We start from the raw sequence: 10013 nt of genomic DNA, 5'->3' as shown, positions 1-10013 counted from the left end.
GCGGCGCGTGAGCTGGCCCGCAACGGGGGGTCGGGCACGGTGATCCACAATCTGATCACGTCGTGGTCGGTGCCGGAGGTGGTGCGGGAGAACGGCGGCACGCCGGTCCGTACGCGGGTGGGTCATTCCTTCATCAAGGAGGAGATGGCGAGGACGGGTGCGATCTTCGGTGGTGAGCATTCGGCGCACTACTACTTCAAGGATTTCTGGAACGCGGACACGGGCATGTTGGCGGCGTTGCACGTGCTGGCGGCCCTGGGCGGTCAGGACGGTCCGTTGTCGGAGCTGGTGGCCTCCTACGACCGTTACGAGGGTTCGGGGGAGATCAACTCCACGGTCGCGGACCAGGCGGGCCGGCTGGCGGCGGTGAAGGAGGCCTTCGCCGGCCGTGAGGGTGTGACGCTGGACGAGCTGGACGGTCTGACGGTGACGGGCGCGCACTGGTGGTTCAACGTGCGGGCCTCCAACACCGAGCCGCTGCTGCGGCTGAACGTCGAGGCCCGTGACGCGGACACCCTGTCCCGGATCCGCGACGAGGCCCTCCAGCTCATCCGCGCCTGACGCGTCGAGCCGGGCCCGCGCTCTCCGGCGCGGGCCCGCAGTTCCAGCCTCGCCGGCGCGCGAGGCGCCCAGCCGGGCAGAGCCCGATGCGGCGGAGCCGGGTCGCCCCCGCGCCCGGCCCAGCGGACCCGGCGCCCCGGCGGAGCCGGGATCCCACCCCCGCCCCGCCCCGGGCCGCACCGGCGGAGCCCCAGGGGTACGCTGACCACGCCCCACCCGCATCCCCGAAGGGAACCCGCCCCATGCCGCTCGAAGCCGGCCTCCTGCAGATCCTCGCCTGCCCCGCCTGCCACGCGCCCCTCGAGGACAAGTCTGCCGACGAGACCCCCGAGCTGCTCTGCACCGGCCAGGACTGCGGTCTCGCCTACCCGGTCCGCGACGGCATCCCGGTCCTCCTCGTGGACGAGGCCCGCCGCCCCGCCTGACCCACCCGCAGCACACCCGCACCGCACCGCATCACGCGCAGACAGGTTCCCGTCACCCGACAGCCGGAGGCCGCCATGCTCGACGAGTCGCTCCTCGACGCACCGGACGATCTCGCCCGCGTCGACCGACGGGGCCTGCTCCGCGGCGCGGCCGAGGCCGGTGCCAGAGTCCGTACCGCGGTCCGGCACGCGAGCGAGGCGGGCATCGCCACCCTGCGCCCCGACGGCCGCCCGCGCGCGGTCCTGATCGCCGGGTCCGGCACCGCCGCCACCGGCGTCGCCGACCTGCTCGGCGCCCTCGCGGGCGCCTCCGCGCCGGTGATCCGGCTCGACCCCACCGGGGTCGCCCACGCCTCCGGGGCACTGCGCTGGGCCCTGCCCGGCTGGGCCGGATCCGTCGACCTGCTGCTCGTGGCCACCACCGACGGCGCCGAGCCAGGCCTCGCCGTGCTCGCCGAGCAGGCCTACCGGCGCGGCTGCACCGTCGTCGCCGTCGCGCCCGAACGCTCACCGCTGAGCGAGGCGGTGGACGGCGCGCACGGGCTCCTCGTACCGATGGCCAAGGCGCCGTACCAGGACTTCGACGAGTCCGCAGCCGCCGGCCCGGGCGCCCTGTGGGCCCTGCTGACGCCGCTGCTGCTGCTCCTCGACAAGGTCGGCCTGATCACCGCGGCCCCCGACACCCTCCAGCTCGTCGCCGACCGGCTCGACCGGACGGCCGAACGCTGCGGGCCCGCCATCGCCACCTACTCCAACCCGGCCAAGACCCTCGCCGCCGAGCTGGCGGACTCACTGCCGCTCATCTGGAGCGAGGGCACCGGCGCCGGCCCCGTCGGCCGCCGCTTCGCCGCCACCCTCGCCGAGCTCGCCGGCCGCCCCGCACTGGCCGCCGCGCTCCCGGAGGCACTGCCCGCCCACGGCGTCCTGCTCGCCGGTGGCTTCGCCGCCGGCGCCGACCCCGACGACTTCTTCCGCGACCGGGTCGAAGAGCCCCAGGCCCTCCGCGCCCGCGTCGTCCTGCTCCGCGACCGGCCGGCGGGCGGTCTCAGCGCCGCCCCCGCCGCACGCGAACTCGCCCTCAGCCACGACACGGCGATCAGCGAGCTCGAACCGGAGGAGGGCGCCGAGCTGGAGCAGCTCGCCGAACTGCTCGCCGTCACGGATTTCGCCACCGCCTACCTGGCGTTGGCGTCCGGGGGACACAGCTGAAGCTCGCGCACGCACCCGGATCTATCCAGGAAGACGACGATGGACCGCCTCACCAACACGATCCGCCCCTACGCCTGGGGATCCACCACGGCCCTCCCCGCGCTCCTCGGTGTCGAACCCACCGGTGAGCCCCAGGCCGAGCTGTGGATGGGAGCCCACCCGGGCGCGCCGTCCCGCGTCGACCGCGGCGCCGGCGAGAGGTCGCTCGCGGAGGTCATCGCCGCCGACCCCGAAGGGGAGCTCGGCGCCGCCACCGTGGCCAAGTTCGGGCCCGGGCTGCCCTTCCTCTTCAAGATCCTCGCCGCCGGCGCCCCGCTCTCCCTCCAGGTCCACCCCGACCTCGCCCAGGCGAAGGCGGGGTTCGAGGACGAGGAGCGGCGCGGCATCCCGATCGACGCGGGGCACCGCAACTACAAGGACCCCAACCACAAGCCCGAGATGATCTGCGCGATCACGACGTTCGACGGGCTGTGCGGCTTCCGCTCCCCGCAGACGTCCGCGGATCTCTTCGAAGGCCTGGGCGTGGACTCCCTGAAGCCGTACGCCGACCTGCTGCGCGCCCACCCCGAGGAGGCGGCGCTCCGCGAGGTGCTGACCGCCGTACTGACCGCGGACCGCGCGGAGATGGCCCGAACGGTCGCCGAGACCGCTGCCGCCGCCGCACACCTGGGCGGCGAGTACGCCACGTACGCCGCCCTGGCCCACGAGTACCCGGGGGACCCCGGCGTGCTCGCGGCCATGCTGCTCAACCACGTCCGACTCCAGCCCGGCGAGGCGCTGTTCCTCGGCGCGGGGGTCCCGCACGCCTACTTCGACGGCCTCGGCGTCGAGCTGCTGGCCAACTCGGACAACGTGTTGCGCGCCGGACTCACCCCCAAGCACGTGGACGTCCCCGAGCTGCTGAAGATCGTGCGGTTCGAGCCGAGCGACCCGAGCGTCATGCGGCCCGAGAGCGACGGCGGCGAAGAGGTCTACGAGACCCCCATCGACGAGTTCCGGCTCTCCCGCTTCCTCCTCGCACCCGGCGGCGCCCCCCACGTCCTCCCGGACGGCGCCCCGCAGATCCTGCTCTGCACGGCCGGCTCCGTACAGGCCGGCGACCTGGCGCTCTCGCCCGGCGGCTCGGCCTTCGTACCGGCGGGCGAAAAGGTCGAACTATCCGGAAACGGCATGGCCTTCCGGGCCACCGTCGTCGTCTGACGCGGCGTCCGGCCCAGGGGCTGCAACAATGTGCGGCCGTAGTCACTGGCCCCAGGAAGGACACCCTGCACCCATGAGCGCGTCGGGCGGTACCAAGGCGATCGTGGCGGCTCTCGCCGCCAACCTCGCCATCGCTGTTGCCAAATTCGTGGCGTTCCTCTTCAGCGGTTCGTCGTCGATGCTCGCGGAAAGCGTCCACTCGGTCGCCGACTCCGGGAACCAGGGCCTGCTTCTCCTCGGGGGGAAGAAGGCCCAGCGGGAGGCGACGCCGCAACACCCCTTCGGATACGGGCGCGAGCGGTACATCTACGCCTTCCTCGTCTCCATCGTGCTGTTCACCGTCGGTGGCATGTTCGCCATCTACGAGGGCTACGAGAAGATCCACGACCCGCACCCGATCGAGGCCTGGTACTGGCCGGTCGGCGTCCTGGTCTTCGCGATCATCGCCGAGTCCTTCTCCTTCCGCACCGCGATCAAGGAGTCGAACGAGATCCGCGGCAAGCTGTCGTGGACCCAGTTCGTGAAGCGGGCCAAGGCCCCCGAACTGCCCGTCGTGCTGCTCGAAGACCTCGGCGCGCTCGTCGGCCTGGTCCTCGCACTCGGCGGTGTCGGCCTCGCCCTGCTGACCGGCGACGGCGTCTGGGACGGCATCGGCACCCTGTGCATCGGCGTCCTGCTCATCGCCATCGCGATCGTCCTGGCCGCGGAGACCAAGTCTCTGCTGCTCGGTGAGGCCGCCGGCGCCGAAGAGGTCGAGAAGATCAAGGCCGCAGTCGTCGACGGGGACGTCGTCACCCGCGTCATCCACATGCGCACCCTGCACCTCGGACCCGAGGAGCTCCTCGTCGCCGCCAAGATCGCCGTCGAGGGCAACGACACCGCGACCGCGGTGGCGGACGCGATCAACGCCGCCGAGGCCCGCATCCGGGAGGCCGTACCGATCGCCCGCGTGATCTACCTGGAGCCGGACATCTACCGTCCCGAAGCCGGCAAGTAGTCCCGTACGCCCCGCACGTACGTGCCGAAGGCCCCCGCGAGCAGCAGCCCGCGGGGGCCTTCGGCGTACGGACGGGACCTACGGCGCGTCCACCCGTGTGACTCCCCAGACGGGCCCCTGCGCTTCGACCGGCCTGCGGCGCCGCGCCACGAGCGAGGCGATCCCCAGCCCGAGTCCCGGGAGCAGGAGGCAGGTACCCGCGAACGAGACCAGACCGAGGGCCGCGATCAGCGGGGCCTCCTGGTCGAGCCCGGAGTCGACCCCGGTCACCGCGGACACCGGCAGCGTTCCCGCGTGGACCTCCTGGTGGAACCGGGAGTCCGCCGAATTGCCGCGGTTGTCGCCCAGCACGAACATCCGGCCCTGCGGCACCGAGACGGCGAAGCTCACCCCGCCCGCCCCGGCGTCGCCGTCGCGCACGTACGGCTCGTCGAGCGGCTTCCCGTTGAGGGTCAGCGTCGCGTCGCCCGCCGCGTAGGCGATGTGGTCCCCGCCCAACGCCACGACCCGTCCGATGAACGGGCCGTCGAATCCCCATTCGGCCGGGTCGTAGGTGATCACGTCACCGTGCCGGACCTCTCCCGGATCCTTCTCCATCGCGAGCACGTCCCCCACGGGGAGCGTGGGCAGCATGTTCTCGCTGAACTGCTTCACCGGGGCGAACCGGCCGAACATGTAGACCAGTGGTCCGACGGCCAACGCGACGCCGAGCACCAGCAGGGCGATCCCCCAGATCCCCCGACGTCGTCCAGGCCTGCGTGCCATGAATCCCCAACCCCTCCCACCAGTGCGAATGGCCGGAAGACTATGGTCTGGCCGAAAAACCGCAGCGGGCGGGGGTTCCGCCGGACGGCCGGAAACCCGAACCCCGCCAGTTCTTCGTCCGACTGGGGCCGCCGCCGCCGATCGGTGTAGATTCGTGGGCAGTGTCAGGCGTCGCTGCTGATGGCGGGTCGGGCGGTCCCTGCGACCGGCCGAGGGGAGAGAGGACCCCCGACGGACTGTGCTCGGTGTCCCGTCCCCAGGACGGCGCACGGACCAGCCGTACCCACCTCTCGAACCATGAGGAGCAGCACCCATGGACTTCAAGGTCGCAGACCTCTCCCTCGCCGCCTTCGGCCGCAAGGAGATCACCCTGGCGGAGCACGAGATGCCGGGTCTGATGTCGATCCGCCGCGAGTACGCGGAGGCCCAGCCCCTCGCCGGCGCCCGCATCACCGGCTCGCTGCACATGACCGTGCAGACGGCCGTGCTCATCGAGACCCTCGTCGCCCTCGGCGCCGACGTCCGCTGGGCCTCCTGCAACATCTTCTCCACCCAGGATCACGCTGCCGCCGCCATCGCGGTGGGCCCGAACGGCACCCCGGAGAACCCGCAGGGCGTACCGGTCTTCGCCTGGAAGGGCGAGACGCTGGAGGAGTACTGGTGGTGCACGGAGCAGGCGCTGACCTGGCCGAACACCCCCACCGGCGGCCCGAACATGATCCTCGACGACGGTGGTGACGCCACCCTCCTCGTCCACAAGGGCGTCGAGTTCGAGAAGGCCGGAGAGGCCCCGGACCCCTCCACCGCGGACTCCGAGGAGTACGCGTACATCCTCACGCTCCTCAACCGCACCCTCGGCGAGAACCCGCAGAAGTGGACCCAGCTCGCGTCCGAGATCCGCGGCGTGACCGAGGAGACCACCACCGGTGTGCACCGTCTCTACGAAATGATGTCCGAGGGCACCCTGCTGTTCCCGGCGATCAACGTGAACGACGCCGTCACCAAGTCGAAGTTCGACAACAAGTACGGCTGCCGCCACTCCCTCATCGACGGCATCAACCGCGCCACCGACGTCCTCATCGGCGGCAAGGTCGCCGTCGTCTTCGGCTACGGCGACGTCGGCAAGGGCTGCGCCGAGTCCCTCCGCGGCCAGGGCGCGCGCGTCATCGTCACCGAGATCGACCCGATCTGCGCCCTGCAGGCGGCGATGGACGGCTACCAGGTCGCCACGCTGGACGACGTCGTCGAGACCGCCGACATCTTCATCACCACCACCGGCAACAAGGACATCATCATGGCCGCCGACATGGCCAAGATGAAGCACCAGGCCATCGTGGGCAACATCGGCCACTTCGACAACGAGATCGACATGGCCGGCCTGGCCAAGGTCGAGGGCATCGTCAAGGACGAGGTCAAGCCGCAGGTCCACACCTGGACGTTCCCCGACGGCAAGGTCCTGATCGTGCTCTCCGAGGGCCGCCTGCTCAACCTCGGCAACGCGACCGGCCACCCCTCCTTCGTCATGTCGAACTCCTTCGCGGACCAGACCCTGGCCCAGATCGAGCTCTTCACCAAGCCGGAGGAGTACCCGACCGACGTCTACGTGCTGCCCAAGCACCTCGACGAGAAGGTCGCCCGCCTCCACCTCGACGCCCTCGGCGTCAAGCTCACCACCCTCCGCCCGGAGCAGGCCGCCTACATCGGCGTCAAGGTCGAGGGCCCGTACAAGCCGGACCACTACCGCTACTGATCACCCCCTGATCAACTGCGGACGGACCTGAAGCAGGCCCCCGGCACACGTGCCGGGGGCCTGCCCCGTATCCCCCCATCCGAAGAAGTGTGCGCACCATGCCCCGCGGCCGATACTCGCTCCACGACCCGCACGACCACACCCCCCTCGGCGAGGAGCACTTCCACTGCGCCCCCGGCCCCTCCGGCTGGCGCTACGTCTCACAGCTGACCACCCCGGCCGGCGACCACCGCGGCTCCGTCGACCTCGCCATCGACGAACTCGGCCGACCCATCCGCCTGGAGGTCAACGCCGCCAGCTGGCAGGTCCGCGGAGCCGCCCTCGACGGCGTCACCTGGGTGCGCACCGACCCCACGGGCACCGAGGCCACCGAGGGCAACATCGCCGCCCCCGGCTTCACCGGCACCTCGCCGGCCTTCCTGATCGCCACGGCCCGCCTGCTGCGCCCGACCCCCGGCGCACCCGCCACCCGCGTCCGCCTGCTCGCCCTCACCGACCCGGTGCTGGCCCCCCGTACGGTCGACCAGGCCTGGGCACTGGTGGCCCGCGAGGAACACCCCACGGACAGCGGCCCGCTCCTGGTGGACGAGTACCGGGTCACCGCCCTGGACACGGGCGAGGTCCACACCCTCCACATCGCCGGCGACGTGGTCCTCTCCGCCCCCGGCATCGAACTGGAACACCTGGAGACCCCGCCCTCGGCCTTCGAGGAGCAGTGACCCCTCGCCCTCAGGCCGGCGGAGCGAACCCGCCGGCGCGCGGAGCCTGCGCGGGGGCGGCCGGCGCCACGGGCGCGGGGGCGACGTACGCGGCAGGGGAAGGGGCAGGCGCCGCAGTCGGCACCGGTCCGAAGCGGGACGTGGCGGGCGGGATGGACGGGAAGGGTGCGACCGGCGGGACGGGAGCGCCCGTGGCCGCCGGGGCCGTGTGGAAGGCGCGGGCGGCATCGCGCGACTGGCGCTCGTGGACCACGGCCATCAGGTAGGCCGCGGCCGGCACCCCCGCCGGGGGCGGCGCCCCCGTGCGCGCCACGAGATCGTCCGCGAGCCGCGCCGCCATCGCCGCACCCACCTGCGGATCCAGCTGGTTCATGCGCGTCAGGTACTGGCGGATCGCCAGCCACAGCCCGTCCGGCACGGCCGACAGGTCCAACTGCGTGAACCGCCCGGCCAGCCAGGGCGGCGGCGCCGGCACGGGCATGACCCGCGCCCCCGGCACCCGCTCCCGGACCACCAGGGTCCCCGCGAAGACATCTCCGAGCCGCCGCCCGCGCACCGACACCAGCGACGCGATGGCCGCGACCGTGCCGAAGGTCAGCAGCAGCTCCACGACTCCAAGGGCACCGCGCACCAGGGCGTGCCGGAACCGGATCGGCCCGCCGTCGTCGCGCACCACCCGCAGCCCGCAGGCGAGCTTGCCCAGGGAGCGGCCGTGGGACAGGGTTTCCACCGCGATCGGGACACCGACCAGCAGCAACAGGAAGCTCGCCACCGCGATGGCGGCCTGGGCGGCCGGATCCAGCGAGGCCGTCGCGAACGTCAGCCCGACCCCGATGAGCACGTACGCGGTGACGTAGACCGCCAGGTCCAGGAGGATCGCCAGCGCACGGCTCGGCAGTCTCGCCGGCCGCAGCCCCAGGACGACCGCGTCCCCCGTCACCAGATCGCTCACCGCAGCACCTCTCATGTGACCTGCTCCGCCCCTACCGCATCAAGTCTGCCAAGCTGACCACACTAGGAATAGGCAGCGGCCAGGGGACCTGGGCAGGGGAGCGCACCGGATGGATCTCGACGTCTTCGTCACGGCACACCGCGCGGAATGGGACCGCCTGGAGCAGCTCCTCGGCCGTGGCCGCAAGCTGACGGGCGAGGAGGCCGACGAACTCGTCGCGCTCTACCAGCGCACCTCGACCCACCTCTCCCTCATCCAGTCCAGCGCCCCCGACCCCACGCTCACCGGGCGGCTGACCCAGCTCGTCGCACGTGCCCGCGCCACGGTGACGGGCACCCGCCGCGCGGGCTGGCGCGACGCCGCGCTCTTCTTCACCGTCGGCTTCCCGGCAGCGGTGTACCGCAGCCGCCGCTGGTGGATACCGACGGCGCTGCTCTCCACGGCGCTCGGCGTGCTCATCGGCTGGTGGATAGCGACGCACCCCGAGGTCCAGGGAGCCATCGCCGCCCCGGAGCACCTGAAGGAGCTCACGAAGCCGGGCGGCGAGTACGAGACGTACTACTCCAGCAACCCGGCGGGCTCCTTCGCCGCCCAGGTCTGGACGAACAACGCCCAGGCGGCCGCGATCTGCCTCGTCCTCGGTGCCTTCCTCGGGATCCCGGTGCTGTGGATCCTCTTCCTGAACATGGCCAACCTCGGGGTGGGCCTCGGCCTGATGGCCTCCGCGGGCCGGCTCGACGTCTTCCTCGGCCTGATCATCCCGCACGGCCTGCTCGAACTGACGGCCGTCTTCGTGGCGGCGGGCACCGGTCTGCGCCTGGGCTGGACGGTCATCGACCCCGGCCCGCGCACCCGCCGGACGGCCCTCGCCGAGCAGGGCCGGGCAGCCCTCGGCATGGCCATCGGCCTCGCGGTGGTCCTGTTCGTCTCCGGCCTCATCGAAGGCTTCGTCACCCCCTCCGGCCTCCCCACCTGGGCACGCATCACGATCGGCCTGGTCGCCGAGGCCGCCTTCCTCCTCTACGTCTTCGTCCTGGGCCGCAGGGCCGCCCGCGCCGGTGAACTCGGCGACGTGGAGGCCGCGGACCGGACGGCAACGCTCCCGACAGCGGCCTGATGTGCGCACGAGCCTGCTGAGCTGCTAGTCTCCTCGTCGTCCCGCAAGCGCCGTTGACACGGAGCGAGCGGGGAGGTAGATTCGAACGGTTGCCTCGAACTGGACAAGTTCGGCAGCGATGGTTTAAACTCTCACTCACCCCACATGGACATCAAGATCCGCTCGGGGTACACCCGACTTTCCATTTCAGGAATTCGAAGCCGGAGAAATCCGGTGGAAATCTTCTGATAGAGTCGGAACCGCCGGAAAGGGAAACGCGAAAGCGAAAACCTGGAAAGCGCCGAGGAAGTCGGACACGAAAGAGTCTGATAGAGTCGG

The 10013-nt window shown here is 71.7% G+C and carries 10 protein-coding genes; 8 read left to right on the top strand and 2 right to left on the bottom strand.

Annotated features, from left to right (window positions below; translation table 11 throughout):
- The 5 genes from ACZ6JS_RS35430 to ACZ6JS_RS35410 form a co-directional block, all read left to right on the top strand.
- On the top strand, positions 1-561 hold a 561-nt coding region (locus ACZ6JS_RS35430), incomplete at its 5' end, for a phosphohexomutase domain-containing protein (RefSeq protein WP_469304203.1).
- 242 nt (positions 562-803) lie between these two features.
- Positions 804-986, top strand: coding sequence for a Trm112 family protein (locus tag ACZ6JS_RS35425; RefSeq protein WP_030659888.1), 183 nt, complete (start codon positions 804-806; stop codon positions 984-986).
- 75 nt (positions 987-1061) lie between these two features.
- Positions 1062-2195, top strand: coding sequence for an SIS domain-containing protein (locus ACZ6JS_RS35420; protein ID WP_469304202.1), 1134 nt, complete (start codon positions 1062-1064; stop codon positions 2193-2195).
- 39 nt (positions 2196-2234) lie between these two features.
- Positions 2235-3395, top strand: a complete 1161-nt coding sequence (gene manA / locus ACZ6JS_RS35415) for a mannose-6-phosphate isomerase, class I (RefSeq protein WP_469304201.1) — start codon at positions 2235-2237, stop codon at positions 3393-3395.
- Between the two features lie 73 nt (positions 3396-3468).
- On the top strand, positions 3469-4392 hold the full coding sequence (locus ACZ6JS_RS35410; RefSeq protein ID WP_469304200.1) for a cation diffusion facilitator family transporter: 924 nt from the start codon (positions 3469-3471) through the stop codon (positions 4390-4392).
- 78 nt (positions 4393-4470) lie between these two features.
- Here ACZ6JS_RS35410 and lepB read toward each other — a convergent pair whose 3' ends face one another.
- Positions 4471-5157 (bottom strand): signal peptidase I, encoded by a 687-nt coding sequence (gene lepB / locus ACZ6JS_RS35405; RefSeq protein ID WP_469304199.1) that lies wholly within the window; start codon positions 5155-5157, stop codon positions 4471-4473.
- 313 nt (positions 5158-5470) lie between these two features.
- Between lepB and ahcY the strand changes: the two genes are divergently transcribed.
- Both ahcY and ACZ6JS_RS35395 read left to right on the top strand, forming a co-directional pair.
- The gene (gene ahcY / locus ACZ6JS_RS35400) at positions 5471-6907 is read left to right on the top strand and encodes an adenosylhomocysteinase (RefSeq protein WP_469304197.1); all 1437 of its coding nucleotides are present in this window, start codon (positions 5471-5473) and stop codon (positions 6905-6907) included.
- 98 nt (positions 6908-7005) lie between these two features.
- Complete coding sequence (locus tag ACZ6JS_RS35395) at positions 7006-7626, top strand: hypothetical protein (protein ID WP_469304196.1); 621 nt, start codon at positions 7006-7008, stop codon at positions 7624-7626.
- Between the two features lie 10 nt (positions 7627-7636).
- On the opposite strand, the gene ACZ6JS_RS35390 is transcribed toward ACZ6JS_RS35395, so the two are convergent.
- A complete protein-coding gene (locus tag ACZ6JS_RS35390; RefSeq protein ID WP_469304194.1) occupies positions 7637-8578 on the bottom strand; it encodes an RDD family protein in 942 nt (313 codons plus the stop codon).
- Positions 8579-8687: 109 nt separating this feature from the next.
- Between ACZ6JS_RS35390 and ACZ6JS_RS35385 the strand changes: the two genes are divergently transcribed.
- Positions 8688-9695, top strand: a complete 1008-nt coding sequence (locus tag ACZ6JS_RS35385; RefSeq protein ID WP_469304192.1) for a stage II sporulation protein M — start codon at positions 8688-8690, stop codon at positions 9693-9695.
- The last annotated feature ends 318 nt before the right edge of the window (positions 9696-10013 follow it).

This window comes from Streptomyces sp. NPDC046349 (assembly GCF_055587885.1).
This window is presented reverse-complemented; position numbering and strand designations above follow the sequence as displayed.

What these genes read in the sequence shown, in the direction of transcription:
- lepB (WP_469304199.1), bottom strand. Translation starts at nt 5,157, where the DNA reads ATGGCACGCAGGCCTGGACGACGTCGGGGGATCTGGGGGATCGCCCTG.
- manA (WP_469304201.1), top strand. Translation starts at nt 2,235, where the DNA reads ATGGACCGCCTCACCAACACGATCCGCCCCTACGCCTGGGGATCCACC.
- ahcY (WP_469304197.1), top strand. Translation starts at nt 5,471, where the DNA reads ATGGACTTCAAGGTCGCAGACCTCTCCCTCGCCGCCTTCGGCCGCAAG.
- ACZ6JS_RS35420 (WP_469304202.1), top strand. Translation starts at nt 1,062, where the DNA reads ATGCTCGACGAGTCGCTCCTCGACGCACCGGACGATCTCGCCCGCGTC.
- ACZ6JS_RS35395 (WP_469304196.1), top strand. Translation starts at nt 7,006, where the DNA reads ATGCCCCGCGGCCGATACTCGCTCCACGACCCGCACGACCACACCCCC.
- ACZ6JS_RS35385 (WP_469304192.1), top strand. Translation starts at nt 8,688, where the DNA reads ATGGATCTCGACGTCTTCGTCACGGCACACCGCGCGGAATGGGACCGC.
- ACZ6JS_RS35425 (WP_030659888.1), top strand. Translation starts at nt 804, where the DNA reads ATGCCGCTCGAAGCCGGCCTCCTGCAGATCCTCGCCTGCCCCGCCTGC.
- ACZ6JS_RS35410 (WP_469304200.1), top strand. Translation starts at nt 3,469, where the DNA reads ATGAGCGCGTCGGGCGGTACCAAGGCGATCGTGGCGGCTCTCGCCGCC.